This window comes from Dactylosporangium sp. NPDC051484 (genome assembly GCF_040689395.1).
Classification (GTDB): Bacteria; Actinomycetota; Actinomycetes; order Mycobacteriales; family Micromonosporaceae; genus Dactylosporangium.
Genome location: NZ_JBFAZX010000011.1, coordinates 189,891 through 212,443 on the forward strand (window position 1 = coordinate 189,891; position 22,553 = coordinate 212,443).

General features: G+C 60.8%; 21 protein-coding genes and 1 pseudogene. 2 read left to right on the forward strand and 20 right to left on the reverse strand.

The window, feature by feature from the left end:
* Positions 1-26: 26 nt before the first annotated feature.
* From AB0367_RS20560 to AB0367_RS20655, 20 genes are all read right to left on the reverse strand, one after another.
* Entirely contained in the window at positions 27-1,997 is a 1,971-nt protein-coding gene (locus AB0367_RS20560; RefSeq protein ID WP_366227951.1) for a biotin carboxylase N-terminal domain-containing protein, read from the reverse strand.
* A gap of 5 nt (positions 1,998-2,002) precedes the next feature.
* Positions 2,003-3,559 (reverse strand): carboxyl transferase domain-containing protein, encoded by a 1,557-nt coding sequence (locus AB0367_RS20565; RefSeq protein ID WP_366227952.1) that lies wholly within the window; start codon positions 3,557-3,559, stop codon positions 2,003-2,005.
* Positions 3,560-3,563: 4 nt separating this feature from the next.
* On the reverse strand, positions 3,564-4,418 hold the full coding sequence (locus AB0367_RS20570; protein WP_366227953.1) for a CoA ester lyase: 855 nt from the start codon (positions 4,416-4,418) through the stop codon (positions 3,564-3,566).
* On the reverse strand, positions 4,415-4,921 hold the full coding sequence (locus AB0367_RS20575; RefSeq protein WP_366227954.1) for a MaoC family dehydratase: 507 nt from the start codon (positions 4,919-4,921) through the stop codon (positions 4,415-4,417). The genes AB0367_RS20570 and AB0367_RS20575 overlap by 4 nt, the downstream gene beginning before the upstream one ends.
* Before the next feature lie 37 nt (positions 4,922-4,958).
* Positions 4,959-5,072 (reverse strand): acyl-CoA dehydrogenase family protein, encoded by a 114-nt coding sequence (locus tag AB0367_RS20580; protein WP_366227955.1) that lies wholly within the window; start codon positions 5,070-5,072, stop codon positions 4,959-4,961.
* Between the two features lie 288 nt (positions 5,073-5,360).
* Positions 5,361-6,530, reverse strand: a complete 1,170-nt coding sequence (locus tag AB0367_RS20585) for a CoA transferase (RefSeq protein WP_366227956.1) — start codon at positions 6,528-6,530, stop codon at positions 5,361-5,363.
* Between the two features lie 265 nt (positions 6,531-6,795).
* Positions 6,796-7,254: a 2,4'-dihydroxyacetophenone dioxygenase family protein gene (locus tag AB0367_RS20590; RefSeq protein WP_366227957.1), complete on the reverse strand. Its 459-nt coding sequence runs from the start codon at positions 7,252-7,254 to the stop codon at positions 6,796-6,798.
* A gap of 144 nt (positions 7,255-7,398) precedes the next feature.
* A complete protein-coding gene (locus AB0367_RS20595) occupies positions 7,399-8,373 on the reverse strand; it encodes a peptidyl-alpha-hydroxyglycine alpha-amidating lyase family protein (RefSeq protein WP_366227958.1) in 975 nt (324 codons plus the stop codon).
* 75 nt (positions 8,374-8,448) lie between these two features.
* The gene (locus AB0367_RS20600) at positions 8,449-9,219 is read right to left on the reverse strand and encodes an aldolase/citrate lyase family protein (RefSeq protein WP_366227959.1); all 771 of its coding nucleotides are present in this window, start codon (positions 9,217-9,219) and stop codon (positions 8,449-8,451) included.
* Positions 9,212-9,706, reverse strand: a complete 495-nt coding sequence (locus tag AB0367_RS20605) for a nuclear transport factor 2 family protein (protein ID WP_366227960.1) — start codon at positions 9,704-9,706, stop codon at positions 9,212-9,214. The genes AB0367_RS20600 and AB0367_RS20605 overlap by 8 nt, the downstream gene beginning before the upstream one ends.
* A gap of 174 nt (positions 9,707-9,880) precedes the next feature.
* Entirely contained in the window at positions 9,881-10,405 is a 525-nt protein-coding gene (locus tag AB0367_RS20610; protein WP_366227961.1) for a flavin reductase family protein, read from the reverse strand.
* A gap of 339 nt (positions 10,406-10,744) precedes the next feature.
* Positions 10,745-11,980, reverse strand: coding sequence for an ABC transporter substrate-binding protein (locus AB0367_RS20615; protein ID WP_366227962.1), 1,236 nt, complete (start codon positions 11,978-11,980; stop codon positions 10,745-10,747).
* Between the two features lie 116 nt (positions 11,981-12,096).
* The gene (locus tag AB0367_RS20620) at positions 12,097-12,807 is read right to left on the reverse strand and encodes an ABC transporter ATP-binding protein (protein WP_366227963.1); all 711 of its coding nucleotides are present in this window, start codon (positions 12,805-12,807) and stop codon (positions 12,097-12,099) included.
* A complete protein-coding gene (locus AB0367_RS20625; RefSeq protein ID WP_366227964.1) occupies positions 12,804-14,720 on the reverse strand; it encodes an ABC transporter permease in 1,917 nt (638 codons plus the stop codon). Before AB0367_RS20625 ends, AB0367_RS20620 begins: the two co-directional genes overlap by 4 nt.
* A 46-nt stretch (positions 14,721-14,766) precedes the next feature.
* Positions 14,767-15,525: an ABC transporter ATP-binding protein gene (locus AB0367_RS20630; RefSeq protein WP_366227965.1), complete on the reverse strand. Its 759-nt coding sequence runs from the start codon at positions 15,523-15,525 to the stop codon at positions 14,767-14,769.
* A gap of 130 nt (positions 15,526-15,655) precedes the next feature.
* Positions 15,656-16,867, reverse strand: a complete 1,212-nt coding sequence (locus AB0367_RS20635) for an amidohydrolase family protein (RefSeq protein WP_366227966.1) — start codon at positions 16,865-16,867, stop codon at positions 15,656-15,658.
* A gap of 105 nt (positions 16,868-16,972) precedes the next feature.
* On the reverse strand, positions 16,973-17,290 hold the full coding sequence (locus tag AB0367_RS20640) for a DUF4387 family protein (protein WP_366227967.1): 318 nt from the start codon (positions 17,288-17,290) through the stop codon (positions 16,973-16,975).
* A complete protein-coding gene (locus AB0367_RS20645) occupies positions 17,287-18,387 on the reverse strand; it encodes an acyclic terpene utilization AtuA family protein (protein WP_366227968.1) in 1,101 nt (366 codons plus the stop codon). Before AB0367_RS20645 ends, AB0367_RS20640 begins: the two co-directional genes overlap by 4 nt.
* Positions 18,388-18,706: 319 nt before the next feature.
* Positions 18,707-19,726, reverse strand: a complete 1,020-nt coding sequence (locus tag AB0367_RS20650; protein WP_366227969.1) for an alpha-ketoacid dehydrogenase subunit beta — start codon at positions 19,724-19,726, stop codon at positions 18,707-18,709.
* Entirely contained in the window at positions 19,705-20,691 is a 987-nt protein-coding gene (locus AB0367_RS20655) for a thiamine pyrophosphate-dependent dehydrogenase E1 component subunit alpha (protein WP_366227970.1), read from the reverse strand. Before AB0367_RS20655 ends, AB0367_RS20650 begins: the two co-directional genes overlap by 22 nt.
* A 1,016-nt stretch (positions 20,692-21,707) precedes the next feature.
* Between AB0367_RS20655 and AB0367_RS20660 the strand changes: the two are divergent.
* Together AB0367_RS20660 and AB0367_RS20665 are read left to right on the forward strand one after the other, a co-directional pair.
* Positions 21,708-21,830, forward strand: a pseudogene (locus AB0367_RS20660) (helix-turn-helix domain-containing protein); the annotation flags it as partial.
* Positions 21,831-22,457 (forward strand): IclR family transcriptional regulator, encoded by a 627-nt coding sequence (locus AB0367_RS20665; protein ID WP_366227979.1) that lies wholly within the window; start codon positions 21,831-21,833, stop codon positions 22,455-22,457.
* Positions 22,458-22,553: the final 96 nt, after the last annotated feature.

The following is a 22,553-nucleotide window of genomic DNA, read 5'->3' on the forward strand; positions in this document are numbered from 1 at the left end:
ACGACTCACCAAATATCGAAAGATCTTTAATGATTCGTTCCCTTCTCATCAGGTTCCCGCGCGGCGACCTCGAACAGGCGGGCGCCGAGGCTGACCTGGCTACCCACGTGGACGGCCACCGTGGTCACGGTGCCCTCGTGAGGCGCCTTGAGCGCCAGCTCCATCTTCATCGCCTCCATCACGCCCAGTACGTCGCCGGCCGCGACCGGGTCGCCGACGGCGACGCGCACGTCGAGCACGGTGCCGGGCATCGGTGCGGCGACGGTGCCGTCGCTGCGAGCGGCCGCACCGCCTGCTGCGCGGTCGGGCGGCACCAGGACCCAGCGCTGACCGCGCCAGGTCACCTCGGCACCGTGCCGCAGTGGCCGCACGAACACCGTGGTACGGCCGGTGCCCTCCATGTCGACGACCACGCGCGCAACGCTCTCAGCATCAGCCGTCGTGTCGACTGTCGTGTCCTCGAGCTCACGCAGCGACACCCCGTCGGCGATGTGCCGGTGCGGATCGACGAGCACCGGCCGGTCGAGCGGGACACGTACCGCAGCGGCATCGCCGGCGATACGAAACCCATCGGCAGCGAATGGCGAGCCGCTGTCCCGGCCGTGGGCGGCGGGGTGGGTGGCCAGGTGCCACGCGGCAGCCGCGCGGGCCGGGACCACGTCCGGGGCCTCGACATCGTGGTGGTCCAGCCACGCCGTGTCGATGGTCGCGTCGCGGAACTCGTCGGTCGCTAGCAGCGCTCGCAGGAAGCCGGTATTGGTGGTCAGCCCTAGGACCATGGTCTCGTCCAGCGCCGCGATCAGGCCACGGCGGGCGCTCTCCCGGTCGGGACCGTGCACGATCACCTTTGCCAGCATCGGGTCATACGAGGTGCTGACGACCTGGCCGGACTCCAGGGCGTGGTCGACCCGGGCCGCCTGGTGCGGCCAGCGGACGTGGGTGGCGGCGCCGGCCTGGGGCAGGAACCCGCCGAAGGCGTCCTCGGCGTAGACCCGGGCCTCGATCGCGTGGCCCTGGCTGCGAATCTGCTCCTGGGCGAACGGGAGCGGCTGCCCGTCGGCCACCTGCAGTTGCAGCTCCACCAGGTCCAGGCCGGTGATGGCCTCGGTGACGGGGTGCTCGACCTGGAGGCGGGTGTTCATCTCCAGGAAGTAGAACTCGTTGGTCGCGGTGTCGAGCAGGAACTCGACCGTGCCCGCGCCGACGTATCCGACCTGGCGGGCGAGATCGGCCGCGGCGGTGCACAGCCGCCCACGCAGGTCGGCGTCGATGGTGGGGGCGGGTGCCTCCTCCAGCACCTTCTGGTGGCGGCGCTGGGTCGAGCAGTCCCGCTCCCACAGGTGGAGCACGGTGCCGTGGGCGTCGCCCATGACCTGGACCTCGATGTGGCGGCCGGACTCGACGTACTTCTCCACCAGCAGGGTGTCGTCGCCGAAGGAGCTGGCGGCCTCGCGGCCGGCCGCGGCGACGGCCTCGGCGAAGTCCGCGGCGGAGTCGACCACGCGCATGCCCTTGCCGCCACCGCCGGCGGCGGCCTTGACCAGGATCGGGTAGGCGAAGGAGGCCGGGTCGTCGTCGAGGGCGTAGGCGGGCACGACGGGCACCCCGGCGGCGACCGCGACGCCGCGGGCGGCGTCCTTGCGGCCCATCAGCTCCATCACACGGGCGCTGGGGCCGGCCAGCGTGATGCCTTTGGCCTCCAGGGCGGCCGCGAACGCGGCCCGCTCGGAGAGGAATCCGTAGCCGGGATGGACCGCATCGGCGCCGGTGGCGACCGCGGCGGCCACGACGGCGTCGATGTCGAGATAGCTCGGCACCGGTACGGCGACGTCGGCGGCCCGCACATGGGGTGCGAAGGCGTCGAGGTCGGTGTAGATGGCGATGGTGCGCAGGCCCAGTCGGTGTGCGGTGCGGAAGACCCGCAGGGCGATCTCGCCGCGGTTGGCGACCAGGACCGACCGGATGGAGAGCGTGCCGGTGCAGACAGTCGTGGTCATGGTCATCACATCCTGAAGATGCCGTAATTCGGGGTGGGGATGGGCGCATTGGCCGCGGTGGCCAGCGCCATGCCGAGCACGCGCCTGGTGTCGGCCGGGTCGATGATCCCGTCGTCCCAGATCCGCGCGGTGGAGTAGTAGGCCGAGGACTGCTCGTCGTATTGCGCCCGGATCGGGGCCTTGAAAGCCTCGACCTCCTCCTCGGTGGCGAGGTCGCTGCGCACCGTGGCCAGCACGGATGCGGCCTGTTCGCCGCCCATCACCGCGATGCGGGCGTTGGGCCACATCCACAGGAACCGCGGGTCGTAGGCGCGTCCGCACATGCCGTAGTTGCCCGCGCCATACGATCCGCCGATGACCACGGTGAACTTCGGTACCACCGAGCAGGCGACGGCGGTGACGAGCTTGGCGCCGTCCTTGGCGATGCCGCGGTTCTCGTACTCGCGTCCGACCATGAAGCCGGTGATGTTCTGCAGGAACAGCAGTGGGATGCCGCGCTGGTTGCACAGCTCGATGAAGTGAGCGCCCTTGAGTGCGGACTCGCTGAACAGGATGCCGTTGTTGGCCACGACCCCGACCTTGTAGCCGTGGATGCTGACGAACCCGCACACCAGGGTCTCGCCGTAGAGGGCCTTGAACTCCTGCAGCCGGGAGCCGTCGACGATGCGCCGGATCACCTCGCGCACGTCGTACGGCGTGCGGGCATCGGCCGGGATCACGTCGTAGATGGTGGCCGGGTCCTCGGCGGGCTCCTCGCTGGCCACCGGCGTCAGCCATCCGGCACTGTGCCCGTCAAAGCTGGGCCGGTCGAAGGTGGCCACGATCGAGCGCAGGATCTCCAGCGCGTGGTCGTCGTCTTCGGCCAGGTGGTCCACCACACCGGACTTGCGGGCGTGCACGTCACCGCCACCGAGATCCTCAGCACTCACCACCTCACCGGTGGCGGCCTTCACCAGCGGCGGACCGCCCAGGAAGATCGTGCCCTGGTTGCGCACGATCACCGTCTCGTCCGACATCGCCGGCACGTAGGCACCACCCGCGGTGCACGACCCCATCACCGCCGCAATCTGCGGCACGCCCTGCGCCGACAGGTTCGCCTGGTTGAAGAAGATCCGGCCGAAGTGCTCGCGGTCGGGGAAGACCTCGTCCTGCATCGGCAGGTTCGCGCCACCGGAGTCGACCAGGGCGATGCACGGGAGCCGGTTCTGGGCAGCGATCGCCTGCGCCCGCAGGTGCTTCTTTACCGTCATCGGGTAGTAGCTGCCGCCCTTGACGGTGGCGTCGTTGGCCACCACCATCACCTCGCGCCCGGCCACCCGGCCGATGCCGGTCACCAGACCCGCGCTCGGCACCGTCCACGGGTCGGCGCCGTACATGCCGTAGGCGGCCAGCGGGCTGAGCTCCAGGAACGGGCTGCCCGGGTCGAGCAGGTGGTCGATCCGGTCGCGGACCAGCAGCTTGCCGCGGCCGGTGTGCTTGCGACGGGCGGACTCGCTGCCGCCCTGGCGCGCCCGCACCAGCCGCTCGCGCAGCTGCCCGGTGGCATCACGAAGGGTCTCCATCAGCTCACTCCTTCATCGATCCGTTCGCACCGCTCAGCGCGGCAAGGCGGATCAAGCGCTCGGCCTGCGTGAAGATCGGGCCGTCGACCATCCGGCCCTCGAACGTCGTCACACCACGGTCCGCGCCGACGTGGGCCAGCAGCCGCTGCGCCCAGGCGAGTCGCTCGGCACTGGGCCGGTAAGCGGCCCGGATCACCGCCACCTGCGAGGGGTGGATCGCCACGGTGGCGTCGAAGCCGACCGCCACCGCGTCCTCGCACTCGGTGGCCAGCCCCTCGGTGTCGGCGATGTCCATGTGGACCGCGTCGAGCGCGAGCAGGCCGCACGCCTTGGCCGCGACCAGGGAACGGGAGCGGGCATAGCGGGCGACGTCACGGTAGCCGCCGTCCGCCCGCCGGCTCGAGGTTCCGCCCATGCTCGCCACGAGGTCGTCCGCGCCCCACATGAGACCGATCACGTTCGGCACCTCGGCGAGCGCGCCCACCCACTCGATACCTCGAGCTGTCTCGACCAGCGCGATGACTGCGCACCCCAGCGCGCAAGCGTCGTCGGGGCGCTCGGCCTTGGCCAGCATGACCCGCGGCAGGGACAGCTCGGCGATGAGATGCACGTCGGCGGCGTGCTCCGCACTGTCGGCGCCGTTGATCCGCACCACCGTCCGCTCAGGATCGAACGTTCCGCAACGGACGAGTCCGCGCAGCGCGTCGCGGGCCTCGTACTTGCGATCAGGCGCGACGGCGTCCTCGAGGTCCACGATGACCACGTCGGCCGCGGCAAGCGCCTTGGTGTAGCGATCGGGACGGTCCGCGGGACAGAAGAGCCAACCCGGGCCGGGCTGCCAGTCGGTCTGCTCACTCATCGGGGTGCCATCCTGACCAGGGTGTTGCGCGTCGCCATCGCCACGACGCCTCCGTGCTGGTTGCGGGCGATGTGTTGAAGGGTCACCACGCCCTCACCCGGGCGGCTGGAGGAGGGGCGCTTGTCCAGCACGTGGGTCTCGGCGTACAGCGTGTCCCCGTGGCGCACGGGCGCCGGGAACTTCACCTCGGTGAAGCCGAGGTTGGCCACGATCGTGCCCTGGGTCAGCTGCGCCACCGAAAGCCCGACCAACGTCGAAAGGGTGAACATCGAGTTCACCAGGCGCTCGTGGAACGGCGGCTGCTGCCCGCTCTCGTGCGCGTCCAGATGAAGCGGCTGGGTGTTCATCGTCAGCGTCGTGAACAACACGTTGTCTGCCTCGGTGACCGTCCGGCCGGGCCGGTGCTCGTAGATGGTGCCGACCTCGAACTCCTCGAACCACAGTCCACGCTGCACGATCCGCTTAGGCTGCTCGTCGCTCGGCTGCATTGTCGTGTCACTCATAGTGCTCCCTCCACCGGAAGGCCGAGGCCGCGGGCGTTCAGCATCCGCTGGACATCTGACTGGGGAAGTGCTGGTCCCTGTCCCACTGCGCGACGTGGGGCGCGATCCGCTCCTCGGCGAAGTCGCGAACGACGCGACGGAAGGTCCTCATGATCTAGACAAGTCGCACTCAACCGAGCCTCTCCCTTATGTCAAGATCATCGAACTGCGTACAAGGTCCGGGACCGGTACACCTAGCGCCCGTACCAGCAGCCGCCAACCGTCCCGCCCGACGGCATCCCGTTGATGTGAGCAACCCGTGACCCTCCCATGATGTGCGACCGGCGGTAGGAGATGAAGTCGGCCGACATAAAGGGGCCGCTGAACGTCGACTTCACAGCCTCAAATCCTGCAGGTCGAGCGGCTGCCCGTGAACGAAGCAGTCACGACCTCCTGTGCATCACACCGAGCCCGTGCAGCGAATATCGAGCTGATCTTTAATCACATCGCTGTCAGCCCCGCGGGCGGCAGGAGCAGATCTCACTGAACCCGGCGTCCTACTCAACTTGATGGGAATCCCCACTCCTTGATATTCCGGAAGAGTGACAACCATCGAACGGTGCTGAGCTTGCGCCGACAGCAGTGCATCAGCGACCGTGTTTACAGGAGAGGCGGCAACTCCGCGCTCCAAAAGCGTCTCACTCAGCGCCTCAGCCCGCCACGGAGCAATAAGAGCACGCAATGCGCTGCGTAGCGCCACAACATTAGCTAGGCGATCACGGTTCGATCGATAATCTGCCGCCTCGGCAAGTTCATGAGCGCCGAGCACCTCGCAAAGGACAGTAAACTGCCTATCGTTCGCCGCACCAATAAAGATGGGTCCTGAACGAGTAGCGAAGCTCTCATATGGAGCTATACCCGGATGCGCACCTCCGGTACGAACAGGGAGCGCACCGGTTCCAAGCCAGCCAGAGGAATGCGGCATCAAGAGACTGATGGCAGTATCAATGAGGGTACAGTCGACGAGTTGCCCTAGCCCGGAACGCGCCCGCTCATTCAAAGCTAGAAGAATGCCAGAAAATGCGTGTAGACCAGTCACGATATCAACAATCGGCACACCGATGCGAAGCGGTTGACCATCGGCCTCCCCGTTAACACTCATCAGTCCGCCGTATGCTTGAAGAGCGGCATCATACCCGGGCATCCCGCCCAGAGGGCCGTCTACGCCGAACCCTGTAATCTGACAGTAGATCAGCTTAGGATACCGGTCGGCCAGGACTTCCTCGTAGCTGAATCCCCACTTAGCCATGGTGCCGACTTTGAAGTTTTCAACGACAACATCCGCCGTCTCCAGTAGGTCCCACAGGACCGCCCTTCCGGCATCAGACGAAAGATCAAGGCAGATATTCCGCTTGTTACGATTGAGAGCCTCAAAATAGGCGCTCCTCCCGTCGCGAAGGTACGGGCCGAAAGTACGGGTCTCATCGCCCGCTGGACCTTCAACCTTTATGACGGTCGCACCGTGGTCTCCGAGCATCTGCGTGCAATAAGGTCCCGCCAAAACTCTCGACAAATCTAAGACTCTTAGACCACTCAGCGCCTCACAATTGTCATCCGCCGAACCTAACATACCGTGCCATCCTTGGGAGCAATCTACCCGGGACAGATCCGGGCAGCTCATGGTTGATCCGCAGCAGCTATTGCCTACGGGACCTGCGCGTGCGAATGCACGTGAAGCCGACTAAATCTTCGATTCTATCTACTCGCACAAAGCTCCGCGACTCCACGAAGCACCAAGCTTCCGCACGCGCGTGCGGAAGAGACAGCGTCCTTCCGCACGCGCGCGCAGAATGAATAGACAGCGTCTTACGCTTAGCTACGGCGCAGTGCCACTCTCAGCCTTGACTTACACTCATGTCGACAGTTTCGGCACCCAGGCTCTGCTCGCCGACCAGGTTCTCCTGGACAAATTTCCAGTCGAGAATAAGCGTCACATTATCATCGTCATCAAGAAACTCGACCGGCCCGAAGAAGTGTGCGAATACGACGGTCTCGATCTTCGTGTTCGTTGCCTCGTGGAGCACACCAAGTGGCTCGTACGCGTAACCACCCTCCCGGACAACGCCGGCGCGGTACTCGACCTCTCCCTTGATGACATAAAAGTCGATCGCGGCCTTGTGGAAGTGCCGAGTGAACTGAGACCCTGGGTCGAGCTTGAGAAGGCAGGCCCACATACCCGTCTCCGGACTGATATACACGACCTTAACCCAGGTGCCCGGGCCGAACGGATGCCACGGCATCTCATTTGCCTGAACCATAATATCTTTCGCCGTAGTCGTCTGGGACTGGTTCACTTCACTACCTCCTGAACGATGACTTGTGCATTAGGACCTTGTTGCTCTGCGACTCGTGCGGCCTGAGGGCCGAGCCGATGCCGAGGCGATCGAAGCATTCTGTATGCCTTCCTGCCGTCAGCCTTACACCTGTATCGCAAACTCCTAGATGCTCGCGCCAATGCGCTCGAGCTTCTGCAATGATCGGAGCTTCTCTGGCCTTGGCCGGTCAGGGAATGACTGCCCCCAGTTGATGTACGGAACCTCCCCCACGTAGATGCTCCCCTTACTGTCAACCGCTATACCATGCGGGGCCATAAACTCTCCATCGCCGACCCCGGGTCCGTCAGCGCCACCCAAGCGAGATATGACCCTTCCATCCGAATCCATTATCGAGATCCTGGGGCCAAGGTTTTTATACCTAAGGTTCGCCATCAAGGCGGGGCCAAGCTCGCCAACGATGAAAAGCGACTCGTCGCCATCTAGATAGTGTACGAGCGCGCAAGGTCTATGGAGATCATGCCACTGGGTCTCGTATTTGCCGTCCGCCGAGAACACCTGAATTCGATGATTCTCTCTATCTGCGACATAAACCCAACCATCCGCGTCAACCACAATATTGTGAACGAGGTTGAATTCTCCCGGACCGGTTCCCGGCTTACCCCACGATGTCAGTAGCTTGCCGTCCGGGGCAAACTTGTGCACGGCCGCATTTCCGTATCCATCCGCGACGTAAATCGCACCGTCCTCGGCCACAGCAGTATGAGTGCACCGATGGAATGGGACACCGGACATGAACGCTGAGGCTTTCCCGGGAACCCCGAGCGTCAAAAGAAGTTTCCCCGACGTGGTGAACTTTCGTACGGTGTGGTCACCGTCATCCGTGCACAGCAGGTTGCCATCGGCATCGATGCTTAGACCGTGCGGCCGGCTAAAGATACCTTCGCCCCAAGAGGTAACGAAGTTCCCTCTGCTGTCGAAGACCATCATGGGGCGCGTTCCCCGATTGAAGACATAGACATAGTCATCGCGGTCGACCGCAACTGAACCGACATCGGTGAACTCATAGTCCTCCGGCAGCTTCACCCAGTCATCGATGACGCGATAGCTGTACTTTCCGTCACCGAGCACGGTTGACATAACAAGCTCCTATCTACCGCGAAATGTTTCTGCCTATCATGTTCCGCTAGGGCGCGCCGCACCAAGTAGGCCCGTTCAGGGCATAGCTGTCGCCGATGCAATGGGGAGTTTGGCGAATTCTCCGCGTAGGCCGGCCTCAAGAAGTGGTGCGTCCGCGCACACAGTCACCATGCGAAAGCCCTCGCCTGCCCGGCCGAGCGCCTGCTCTCCGCTGCTGCACTGAATACCGGCAACTACATCGTGCTGCGCGCACAGCCGCCTGATGGCCTCGATACCATCAGCGTGAGGGCCGGGCAATGAGGCGAGCGTCGGAGGTCCGCCGAGTGCGATTGAAAGATCCGCCGGCCCAATGTACACGCCGTCAAGGCCTGCCACTGAACATATTGACTCTGCATTTCTCAAACCCGCTTCGGATTCAATCATTACCAGGCAAATAGCGGACGGCAGGGCATCCGAGTTATTGTGACCCCCACCGTAGCCTCGCAATCCTCCGAAGCTTCGGTTGCCTGTAGGCGGGTATCGGCAGGCGCTGACGGCTCGAGCAGCGCCGTCAGCATCCTCGACCATGGGCACGATTACGCCATCCGCTCCGGCGTCCAGCGATTTACCAATCCAGCTAGGATCGTTATGTGGGACCCGTACAAATATCGTCACCTCGGTCCGCGCTGCAGCTTGAATGCAGCTCAGAACTCCTTCGTATCCCATGAAGCCGTGTTGCGCATCCAAACATATATAATCGAACGGCGCAAGAGCCATCACTGCGGCGATGTACGGTGAGCCCGTGACGCACCAAGCGCCGTAAGCACACTCCTTCGCGGCCCAACGCATCTGGAGGCGACTACCCATTGTTAAGCGCCCGTTCCGCCTCGTCGATCAGTGGGGACGAATTGGAAGGACGTTGTGCAACCGGTAGAACCGGCGAACTTGCCGCGTCAAAGTCAATGTTTCTTGACTGTATGAGCCATCTTCCGTCTTCCAACACGAGCATGTCGCGGTTCATTGCGGTCGAGTGGACCTGGGAACCATCATCCGTCGTTACGATGAGCGTCATGTACGAGAGCACAGTGGCGGAATCAAGGGTGTGATCCCTAAGGATGAAGTTGCTAAGTACATGTCGTAATCTTGCTTCGCCGCGCAGAGTCTTTCGAGCCTCGAAGCGTTCAAGCAGGCGGGACCTACCGACGACCGGGCCATCGACAACAGTACCTCGCACCGAAGTGGTCAGGGTTGCCCCTTCAGTGAACAATTCGGCGCACCCCTGAGCATCCTGAACGTCAGTACGCAAAGCCAATTCGATGACAACATCGAAGATATCTAGCCGAGAGGAAACCATACATTTCTCCTAAAAAGACTAGATGGGGCTGCCATGCTCATCCGGGGTTGAAGTCTGTCCATCCGGCTCTCATCGCGCCTGCAACTGGTGCCAGTCCTAGCGCAAACTATTACAGCTGGAGCGAGCGAGCCGGGCCTACCTTGGCCTCGCGGCGATCCGTGGCAGAGACAACCATCACGGCACCAGACGCCAAAACTTACTCGTATGAAAGACAAGCGGCCGAATGGCGTGGTCGGCGTCAAGCTCGTGTACACGCATCACAACGATGTCGTGGTCGCCGGCCACATGGGTCGCTTCGATGCTGCAGTCAAGCCAGGCGATAGCCCCGTCCAGGAACACCGCCCCGTCCGGCGTAGCACGCCAGGTAAGACCCGCGAACCGGTCCCGACCGCGGGAGGACAGTTGGCGGCACGCCTGCTGTTGATCGTCGGCGAGCATGCTCACCCCGAGACGGCGTGCTTCGCGTATGAGCGGCCACGTCTCGGACGAATGCGCGATACACACCGAGACGAGCGGAGGCTCCAAGGAGACCGAAGTATATGAGCTGACAGAGATTCCGAGCGGGAGCCCGTCCACACACGCGGCGATCGCGATGACCCCCGAGGGGAACGCGCCGAAGACTTGCCTCAGCCGGGCTGAATCACTTTGCTCAGTCAACGGAGACACCCCACGGACGTCTCCACGACCCCTAGGTGACACTCGTAGATGCTGCCTCCGTTCTTAGGCCCATGGGTGACCAGATCGCCGTGGTGCCGCATCGCATTGCTCAGACCGGAGCTCTGTCTGGGCGAAACGATGAGACCTGGGGCCGTACTACAGTCGAACGCCGTGAGCGCTTCCGACACCCCGCCCGGTTTCAGCCCCCATGTCCGCGAACGGGTGACTGCCTGGTACTTCATCTCCATCTCTAACTCCCTCGCGTCATCGACCCACACAGCGCCGGTCGCGATTCCGGAGATCCCCTCCGGCCTACACAGCAGCAGTGCCGCGCTATTGCGCTCGCCAGAGCAGTCCCAGCTGAGTAGTAATCAACACAAGCTAGCTAGCGCATACCTTCGGCACACCCGACACTCGCCATTTCCCAGCCTCGAGCACTTGGAAGAATCCGCACTTGTTGCCGCCGAAGTCGCCGCCAGAGGCGGTCCATGTCACAGGCGCAACCAGGCCGCCTACGTCGGTCGTTCCAAGCTTTACAAGCGCATTTACGATGTCGGCGGAAGTGACCGTCTCGCCGAACTCGGCAGAGGCCTGCTTCAGCATCATACCGAAGACCCAGTTCGTCCAACCTGCGTCACCCAGCGATCCGCCACTGGCATACTGGCTCACCGCGGCGATATATTCCTTTGCCTGCGGACTAGGATCCGTGACGTTCCAGGGCACTGCCGCGGCCGTCTGCTCGGTAAGCGTGACCGAGTGAGGAATCTGCGAAATGTCGGTGGTAGAGGTATTCAGATTATTCGGAATAAAGATATGCGGATTCCATCCCTGTCGGGCGGACGCCTGTGAGAAACTCACAATGCCAGGCGAAGATAGCATGACCAGGACTGCCTGAGCGCCGGCGTCCCTCGCCGCAATAACCTGTGCCGTATAGTCTGGCGCGCTCAGTGATACAGCTGCCGTATAAGCCACCTCAAGCCCAAGTGTCTTGGCGCTTGACTGAAAGGCACTTCCAATGCTGGCGCACCCGGGTGACTCCTTGCAGTACATCACCGCGACCTTCTTCGTATCCGGGTACAGCGTATGGACAGCCTGCGCATAGATAGCCCCCTGCAGTGCGGGCGGCGCGCCGAGGATGTACACACCTGTCGCCAGGTTGTCACTCAACCCAGGAAGTCCGGATAAGATCGGAATATTCTTGCGCTCTGCATATGGCATGATCGTCGACGTTGCTACATTCGTCGCCAGACCGAAGAGCGCAACAACACGATCTTTCTCTACGAGCTTCTGGACGGCCGTTAGGCCACCAGCCGGCGTGCCCTGCGTATCTGCATAGAAGATCTTTACGGGATGGCCGTTCAGCCCGCCATTAGCATTGACCCACCCAGCCCATGCCTGCACTCCCGACTTGGCGTTCGCGACCGCTGCGCCAAGCGGCCCAGTGGCGTCAATAATTTGGCCTAGACGGATCTCAGACTTCGTCAGCCCTGATCCTGAGCTGTTGCCCGTCCCACCGCCTGCTGAGGACCCGCCAGAGCTGCCACAAGCGCTTACAGCTAGCATCATGCTGGCCGCCGCTGCAACCAGAGCTCCTGCTCTCCACTGTATACGTCGCATTGCTTGCCACCATTCCTGACCAATTTATTGTTCGGATGGGCACATCTAACTCAAGACGACTCATCGAAACGGGAACTGTTACAATTGGAATGCGCCAGGCGATGCCGTCACCGTCTCTACACGGCCTCGGCGCCAAGATAGTGTTCCACCAGATCCCCGTCTCTGAAGTCTGCAGCGGGGCCGGCGGCCTGCACAACGCCCTTCCGTAGGAAGATGCACCGATCAGCCAACCGAATCGCCTTATGCGCAAACTGCTCAACCATGATTACGGAGACACCGGCGTTACTCAAGCTGCCTAAGCTGGCAAACATGTCATCGACAACCTGCGGAGCAAGTCCTGTCGAGAGCTCATCTGCCATCACGACCGAGGCCTTGCTTAGCCACGCCCGGGAAAGAGCCACCATCTGCTGCTCCCCACCGCTCATAGTCCCCGCCGTCTGATCGAGGCGGCGCCTGAGAGGTGGAAACAATGTGCAGGCTTCTTCTACTCCCGCACGCGCAGATCGACCAATCCTATTCACGTGCATCTCGATATTTTCGCGGACGGTCAGGGAGGGATAAATAGCCCTTCCCTCGGGGATAAGGCAAAGCCCGACCCTGGCTCGCCCTTCGGCGTCAACCTTCGTGATGTCACTGCCATCGAGCAATACGCGACCACTCTGAGCTCGATTAAGACCCATCAGCGTGCGCAGGAGCGTTGTCTTGCCGGCCCCGTTTGCCCCAAGCACGGCAACAATCTCGCCTGGCTGCACGGCGAAGCTTACCCCATGCAAAACCTCGATCGAGTCGTATCCAGATCGAAGGTCTACCGCTTCCAGCTTCATCATAGGCTCATCTCGAGTTGCGGATCCTTCAGTGGCTCCTTTGATTTCCCGGTCAACCTTCGCACCTGGCGCGCCACCCACAGAACTTGGTGTTTCGTCATCCCGACAATTCCGTTGGGGTCACGGCTGTTGATAATTGCAGTAATGCCGAAAAGAACGGGCTGCCATGCGATGACCCAGTGGTAATCAAATACAACCGGGATCCCGATAAACATGAACGCAGCGAGCCAGCTACCGGTCAGGGTCGCCGTACCCGCAGACACGAGCACCGCGACCAGTACCAGCGACTCCGGATATCCGAACTGCACAGTGGACGCGCTACGGTATAGCGATCCCAGTAATCCGCCCGCAATCGCTGCGAAGAACGCACTAAGACAGAACATGATCGATCGTACGGTAGCGGGATTGACACCGAAACTCTGTACCGCTACGTCGGAGTCCGCAAGTGCGTGAGACAGCCTCCCTAAGCGCCCTCCGACGATCAGTCGGATCACTAGGAGCATCACAAGAACGATTGCCACGGCTACCAGATAGAACTCTCGGTCACCAGATAGACCAGGAGGCCGCGGGACGGAAATCGCTAGGTCCGAACCGAAGCCGAGCGACGAAGGATAAAATACGTACTGCGCAATCAGTCCAAACCCTAAGGTGGCAAGGGCTAGATAGAGCCTGGATAGTCTAACCGTCGGAAAGCTCAAGGCCGCCGCAATGGGCACAACCATCAAGGCAGCTAGAAGAAGAGCGAGAAAATAGGGAACGCCGGCGCGGTTCAGCTGGGTTAGAAATAGGGCGCCCAGCGCGACAAAGGTCGCGTGACCCAGCGAGACCTGCCGAATCGGCCCCACCAGCATGTACAAGCTGGCGAAGATCAGCACGAATATGACCGTACCTGAGGCGCCAACGAGATAGACACCACTTGTTACGAATGGTAGCAAGACAAGGACACTGACGAGTACCACCGCGGAGATTGTACTGCGCCGGGTCCAAGGGCCCACACGCGCTACATTCACCCGCTCGTTGGCGGAGCGCGAAGATCCAATTGTCGAGCTCCGCGGTGATAGCACGGCGACCAGGAAGAGCACGATGAACGGAAGGCTGACGGCCAAGCCGCTGATTGCTGGATTGGTGGCCGAAAACTTTGTGGTGATCGAAGCCGCGATCCCGATCGCAATAGCCCCGACATAAGTGAGTGGAAGACTCGTCAGGCGGCCGACTGCAGCGGCACCGAACGCCTGTACGACGAGTAGGCTCAAAATAGTGCTGTCAAGACCAACCAGCGGGACAAGAAGTAAACCAGAACTCGTCGCGAAGCAACTCCCGATCATCCATGTGACACTCCGAATGCGGGCAGTCCGCACGCCTTCCAGTCGGGTGAGCTCCTCGTTATCGACCAAGGCTCGGGCCCGAAGGCCGAAACGTGTCGAGCTGTAGAACACGCGAAGGCCTATCGCCGCAGCGATGGCAAAGAGCACGGTGATCGCCTCGAACCAGGCGATATTGACGCCTGCGACAGTGAATGTCGAGGTCGGCAAGAACGCCGGCACCATGATGGTGTCGCCGCCGTAAATTAGTACTGCTAGCCCACCCAGGGCCGTACCAAGCCCAAGTGTCGCGACGATCTGAACGGCCGAGCCTAGGTGACGTATTTGCGAGAAGACGAGTTTGTCTAGCAAGTAGCCCTGCAGCGGCGCTACTACCAGCAAGCAAATCGCGACCGCGAGGACCGTGGGGACATTATGGACAATATGGAGGCTATAGTATGCAAAAGCCCCGACCATTCCCATGGCGCCCTGGGCCAAATTGAAAACGCCCGTTGTCTTGTAGGTCAGCACCAGGCCCATCGCTGCAATGGCGTATGCGGAGCCCGCGCCAAGTCCCACGACGATGAACGGCAAGTATTCGTTCACGATGCGCACGCCTTCAGTAGCAATCTACGCCGGGTAGGCAGGGGGGCAATGGTCCTCACGCAGCACCAACTTCGTCACCGAGATAAGCGGCTCGCACAGCCTGACTCGATCGGATGTCACGCGGCGAACCTACAGCCAGCACCCGGCCCTCGGTCAGAACGGTAATATGCTCGGTAACGCGAAGGACCAAATCCATATCGTGCTCCACAAGGAGCACGCCGAATCCGTTTCGCTCCGTGACTTCAGCCAGGAGATCGCCGAACTGACGTGTCTCCTTCACATCCAGGCCAGACGAGGGCTCGTCCAACAGGAGATAGCTCGGATTGCGAACCAGCGCACGTGCGAGCTCCAGCAGGCGCCCCTGACCTGTTGTGAGATCGCGCGCGGGCTTGTCCGCGAAGCCCCCTAGGCCGACCTCCAACAGCGTCCGTTCGGCACGTTCCCGATCAGAGGACTTCCGTACTCGACGCCCCTGCTCGTCGCCGGCACCCCGAGTTCGTGATGTCTCTGCAGCAATGAGGACATTATCAAGACACGTTAGAGACGCGAAGAGCTGCATTCGCTGAAATGTCCGACTGACACCTAGCCGGGCGCGCTTGATAGACGACATGGAGGTTATGTCTCTTCCGTCGTAAAGTACTTTGCCTGATTTGACCGCTTGGAATCCGCTACAGACATTGAACAGCGTCGTCTTGCCTGCGCCATTCGGTCCGATCAGGCCACGAATGGCTCCTGGCACGACACTGATTGATGCGTCGTCGAGCGCCACGTGACCGCCGAAGCGTACAGTCACGTCAATTGCTTCCAGAACCATCCGGAGCATCCCTTCTACCATTGACTGGGTGCGCCGGGCACCCTCAGCGTCAAGATGTCCAAGTAGGAAACCCTGAGCTTCATCCGACCTGACCATCAAACTGTGAGGCCCCCGGCGCGCCTCAGCCAAGCTACTCCGGAAGAATCCACTCGCCGTTAGTGACGAAGAACTTTTCCTTGACGCGGTCCGAAAAGCGTTCAAGCGTAGCGTTGAACGTGTTCTTCGAGTTCACGCCGCCTTCAACATGCGGATAGTCTGACGAGTAAACCAGGACGTTCTCCAGATAGGGATACCTGTCCAACATCGTGTCAATTGGCTCATACACGAAGGGCGTCACCCGTACGTTCCGCTCGATGTACTCGGAAGGCTTCATCGAAAGATTTGCCAGGCGCGTCCGGAAGATCTTTTCGAAGAGCTCATCAAGCCGCTCCCCCAGGGGCCCTACCCAGGCCGCAGTGAGCTCGATGGCACCAAATCGCAGCGTCGGGTGCCGTTCGAAGACACCTCCGAGGATCATGGCTGTCAGGAAGTTCTCGACGGCATAGTGCATCGTGGCCAGCCGACGCGGCTCGATCGGAAGTTCGATCGAGGACTTCATCGAGGGAATGAACGCCGGCACATTAGCAGACCACCGCTGTGAGGATGTGAATGCGTGCTCGCACCCAATGTGCGTCGTCACCGGGACGTTCGCCTCAGCCAACCGTGCCCAAAACGGATCCAAGATCTCTGCGCCGGGAGAGGTCTGTGCCGGGGGCGTGCCCTCTGGAACCAGAATAGCGCGGCAGCCATTGCTCAGAGCCGTATCCAGCTCTGAGAGCATTAGCTCCAAGGTATCTGTCTGCACGATCGCGACGGGCCGTACGCGTCCGTTCAAGGACTTCGTGACATTGGCCGCCCAGCGGTTGTGCGCGGCGATCATTCGGCTTCCGACGCTCGCCTGATCGATGGTGGCCGGATCAAAGCCGTATTTCTTGTATACCCCCGGGTCCGACAGGAGAATGTACCCAAACAGCCCAAAGGTAGGAAACACCAGCTGACGGTCGACCCTCATCGCATCGAGAACCTCGAGCCGACGACTGAAATCAATTGCTCCGGGCGCTCTCGGGCCCTTCATTGACCAAACCGACTCTGGCGTGATGATGCTGTCGTCCGCAGTCAAGTCGGGACATGACAGGCTATTATCGCCCTGGCTTGTGAACCATTTCATGTTCGCAGCGAGGATCTCCGATGCGATGTCCTGATCGAAGATTTCACCCCAGAACTCGATAGGAACCATCTCGTGGCTGTCGAGATCGAGGGCTCGATCAAGGTAATTGCTCTCGAGCCTTGGTGCAGGGCTCATCTCTTCTCCTTTAAGGTGCCGTGTGCTGGGGATTGCGGGCGAAGGGCTTTAGCTTTCCGCTGTGATGCATCCCCAAAATGATCGGGCGCCGAATCTAGAAAAAAATCAGCTTTCGACGTCGATGGTCAGGTCGAGAATTGAGGCGAACTGCTGGCCTCCAAAGAAGTCCCGATCTCCGGGTGAGCCGGCGGGCACATCACGTGGGATCGTAACCTTAATAGCGCGTAGGTTTCGCAGTCCGAATATTTCGGCGCTATCTTTACTCACCTCGAGGGCCTGACTGATTTCTCGCTCGGCGAACAGCGGTGAGCTCATAGCCATATCGAACGACGCTACATCTCGAAAGAAGATGTCGATGGTCAGCCGAAATGGACCCGCGTTCTTACTTCTTACACACGAGGCGATATCTCGCAGTTGCGTCATACCGTGACATCCTCAACGTGCAGCCTGAATAGTTCATCCGGACTATCGACATGGACGACGTGATGCACGTTGAACTCGTAGACCTCGCCCAGGTCGAAGATCCTCTGCGCAAATGGGAATGCAAGAGTACCATTTATTGACCATGCCGGGCTTTTTGAATGCATGTATACGTAATGCATTGCCTCGATGACATCCGCAGCATCGTCAGCATTCGGCGAGATCACGTCGATGATTAACGCGACCTCGGAAATAGTCTGCGGCCGGCGACGCTCCCGTTCACCAAGTACGCCGTCCCGTCCGTAAACACGTGTGGTAACCTTGCACTGCGCGAATGCGTCCGCTCCTACAAGCGTCCGGCACCGATCCCGAGCAGACTCTTCGAGATCCGCAAGCCAGCTATCAAGGCACTCTAATATAGTTGAGTCTCGGATGGCACATGTGAACATCTTCTGAAACCCGGCCGCTGTAACGCCTTCGAGCTTGTTCGTGTAGGGCTGTGGTACGCCCTTACCGCTCGTCACACGAACCAAGTCATCCGTCACTTGCTGGTACGTTATTTCTCTCAGATCGATCGTCCAACCAGGCTCGATCATGAGATGCGGATTGCCGACTTCATATAGTTGGACTGCGGACACACTTGCCGGGGTGCACCGTCTGTTATCGGCTAGTGCGCGCACTACGAAAGAGGTGGACTCAAGCTCAACTCTCAGTAGGTCGACTGGTCCGCGTGGCTCAGCGGCTGATGCCCCGTACTCCGCCACCTTTCCCGCGTGCCAAGCCAGGCCCGGATCGACGCCTCGCATCATGGGCAGCGCCGCGAAGATCGCAGGGTCAGTCGCGCGTCCGGCAAGGATGATGTCGGCCCCGCTCTCGATTGCCCTCTGAATAGGTTCAACTCCCATTACAGCCACGATGCGGGAGCTCCGCAGGATCTCGGCCTCGTCGTATGTGGGAGCCGGCGCAAGCGGTTCGAGCCGACCTGCCTTCAACTTATCCAGGATTGCCTCTGGCGTGACTTCGGAATAGATTAGGGCCAGCTTCACTGCTTGATTCTGGCTCTTGGCTATCTCGCGCACGAGGCCTGCGAAATAGTTCACGCCCCAGTCGCTACCACTGCTTGCGCATGATCCAATTATCAATGGAACGCCGGCCATATGCCGGGCTTCCATCAGCAACTTGAGATCTCGCCTATACGATGCGTCTGAGAATGTTGTTTCGTTCCTTCCCAGGCAATTCGGGCCAGAGTCGGTACTCCCAGCATCCGCGCCGATGAAGTCGATTGGCGCTGCCAATGCTTTCCGCAGCGACTCTTCAGAAAAGCCCGCTCCGAGGCATCCGTGCGCAAGATACGATAGCATCTTCAAGCTCCAACATACCTACGCTTTTATTCCCTGAGCTCGCCGCTCGCCGTGTGGTCTACTTCGATTCAACAGCTTCTCGCGCGGCGTCGACCACGTCCTGCACGGAGGGCAGCCAGTATCGCTCTAGAGGGCGTGAGTATGGGACTGGGATGTCCAGTCCACAGACCCGCCGTGCCGGCGTCAGCAAGTCCGACCAGCACTTTTCATGGAGTTGAGCGATAATCTCGCTTGCTATGCTTGCCATTCCGCCGGCTTCTTGAACGACCACGACGGCGTTCGTTGATCTTACCGACGTGACCACAGACTCTATGTCAAGTGGTACAATCGTCCGCAAATCAATTACTTCCGCAGAAATTCCGTAGCGCTCAGCGAGAAACTCGGCTGCCTGCAGACACCATCCCACTGCCTGCGAGTAGGCAACAAGGGTAACGTCTGTGCCGTGTCGGAGAACCGCAGCTTGACCGAATGGAACCGCGTAATCACCGACCGGAACTTCACCCCGCCTGAAATAGAGAGCCTTGTGCTCAATTACAATGGTCGGCTCGTTCATTCGAATGGCGGAGGTCAAGAGACCCTTTGCATCGGCTGCGCTATAAGGCAGAGCGACCGCGAAGCCCGGTACATGCGCGAAAAGACTTTCGAGCGACTGAGAGTGCTGGGGCCCACCACCACCCGATATCCCCTGCTGGGTCCGAATAGTAATAGGCAGGTCGTAACGCCCAGCGGACAGTAGCTGAAGCTTTGGAATCTGATTCAATAGCTGATCAGCGGCGACAAGAGCGAAGTCTGCAAACATGAGCTCAACGACTGGGCGCAATCCCGCCACAGCGGCGCCCGCGGCTATGCCGACAAAGCCAGCTTCGGAGATTGGCGTGTCAATGACTCGATGTTCACCGAACTCGTCGTGCAGTCCCTGAGTCACCGTGTATACGCCGCCGATACCGATGTCTTCGCCTATCAGTGTCACACGCGCGTCCCGTCGCATTTCCTGGCTAAGCGCCGCATTCAATGCCTGCGCATAGGTAGAAGTGACGGTTTCGAGCTGCTCGTTGACTATCGTGTGGCTCGCGACCATGATGGCGCACTCTCCCATATCTCAGCCGGCTCGGGCGTCTCTTCCAGCGCGGCCTGTATGGCGGCGGCCTCGACAGCCGTGGTTTCACTCTCGCGAACTTCGGAAAGCGCTCCGTGCGGAACACCTGCTTCAACAAGCCTGTCCTCTAACCGAGCGATTGCATCCCTCGTGCGCCAGCGATCAACCTCCTCAGTAGTTCGATATTTTTGCGGGTCTCCCGTCATATGACCGCTGTAACGGTAGGTTTCGGCCTCCAGGAAGACAGGGCCCCCATCCGCTCGGATCCGGGCGCAGGCTTCGCGTGCCGCCGATCTCACTGCTTCAACATCCATACCATCGCATCGCACAGCTGGAATTCCACTGGCGGCCGCCCGGTCGGCGATGCGCGCTACCGGCTGCATCACCATCGTCGGCGTGAGCTCTGCATATTGATTGTTTTCACACACGAACAGGACAGGCAACTGCCAGAGCGCGGCCATCGTCATTGTCTCGTGCAGAACACCCTGATTTACCGCGCCGTCACCGAACGCAACAACGGAGATGCCAGGCTCGCCCAGGGACTTTGTGGCCAGCGCGACTCCGGCCGCAAGCGGTACACCTGCGGCTACGATCGCGTTGCTTGGCAGGATGCGGCGTGACCAGTCACCGATGTGCTTCGAACCGCCCCGACCCTTGCTGACCCCACTTCGGCGACCCATACACTCCGCGAAGAGGGATACCGGACTGATCCCTCGCGCAAGTGCCCAGCCATGGCTACGGTAGGTAAAACTTAGCGCGTCGGCATCTGTCATGACCGAACACACCCCGACCGCCACGGCCTCTTGGCCGGCACAGAGATGCATCGCTCCGTCGATTTTCGCGTCCCGAAAGAGCCGCTCACAGTGCGATTCGAAGGACCGAATACGGTGCATCATGCGCAGCAGTCCTAGTCGGCCTTCAGTATCCTCGGCAGTACCCAAGGTCAAGACGGCGTCCTCTCGATAGATTTTCTGACGCTCCGCTACGAGGTCACCAGGCCCTGAGCTGGTCATTCCGTGCCTCGTGTCGGCTGACGCTACAAGAGCGCGGCTCGTCTGACAAGATCAAGAAATTCGGTACGCCGAATGCCGGCCGAGCACCGAATCGGCATCTAGCTGGGACACTGTCAGTCGCGGTCTGTTGGCCATCGATGCACCTCTCGCTCGACCGAACTCTGAACACACAGATTCGGGTATGTGGCTTGGTGGCCCGGTCGCGAGGCTCCTGACGTTCGCTGGCTGCGGTTTGTCGACGGCGGTGGCACGGCGTGTCAGCTCTGTTCGCGAGACCGAGACGCCACGCCGCGGCGAGGCGTGTAGTTCGTACTGCACGCTCGAGCTGCTCAGAGCAGAGCACATCCTGGACCGAAGATTCGTCCAACCGAACCTTCAAGTCTTGTGTACCGCCGCTGGGCGATTTAGCCTTGTCCGAGCCGATCACGGTGGCCAACCTTCGTACGGAGGTAGAAGTGAGCTGACCTCAAAGCGAGCACGACGCCGGACATTCCCGTTTTTAGGCAAGTTCGGTGCTCTGGCATCCGTTCATGCCAGGAACATGTGCGTGCGCGCGAGCGGCGCGTCGGCCGGCCAGATCAGCGCGAGAGCATTCGGCCTCTCGGTGCGTCGCGCCAAGGTTCACACGCTCGCGATCAACCTCTACGTCTTCAAGGCGCGGGCCAGGTCCCATTTCTGCCTGATGTGCACGGGGCATACCTGCCGCTTGCTCTCCGGTACGACGGCGAGGGACCACAATGCAGTGACCTACTAAGGCTTGGGTCGCGTCGAGATCTGTGCATCACCTATGCCGAGTTGCCCTCGTTGCATGTATGCGTGCGCTAAAGGCGTATCTGGACAGTCCTAGACAGTCTCATAAGGTGAGGTTCTTCATGATGGCATCGTCCTCTCATACTTCCAAGCCGAAGGGGCAGGCGCCAGTTCGGCTTGTACCAGCAGCAGTCGCGACGATGCGCATCATTGACTTTGTAGCGTCTCGCGGACGCGTGCGGGGCTCACGAGTTCAAGCTGGATCGGGGCTAAATGCCAGTACGTGCCACGACATCTTGAAGACTCTCGTTTATGGTGGGTACTTGTCCTTCGATGGCGTATCAAAGGAGTACTCTCTCGGTCCGGTCCTGACCGCTGTCGGCTCCCTGAAATACTCGGCTGACAGCATCGTCGCAAGCGCACGTAATCACCTCGCGCGCTGGGCGAGCGAGACTCAATTCACCGCCTTTCTTGCGCAATGGCTGCCCGACCGAACTATAGTGATCCTAGACAAGGTCGACAGTCCGCTAGATATAAAGATGACTGTTCAAATCGGCCAACGGTTTCCCTGGTCGGCTGCCGCGCTCGGGAAGGCCTTTATGGCGTTCATGGACGAGTCCGAACGGCAGGAGGTGTTGCGGATCAACCCGCTTCCGTCACATACGGCGAAGTCTATAAGTTCACAAGAGACCTGGCTCGCTGAGCTGGACATAGTTCGAGAGCGCGGGTGGTCGAGTTCTCAGGGAGAGTACTACAGTAGCACCAATTCTGTAGTTGCCCCCATCTTCGGGCCGCAGGGCAGTGTTCTCGCCGCGGTGGGCTCTCTCGCTACTACGAGCGACTTGAAGGAATCCGATATTGGTCATTACGGCCTACTAATGCGGACTCTTGCGGACGATATAGAAGCTTCGATTTTTCCGGCGGGCCGGACGAGCGGCCTCGTGCATTGACGTGATCTCAGCAAGGAATGAGTCGTCTCCACGGACGACACGGATATAACGCCCGAATCGGGCGATGCTGGAGATGGGCGTGGAGCCATCGATAGA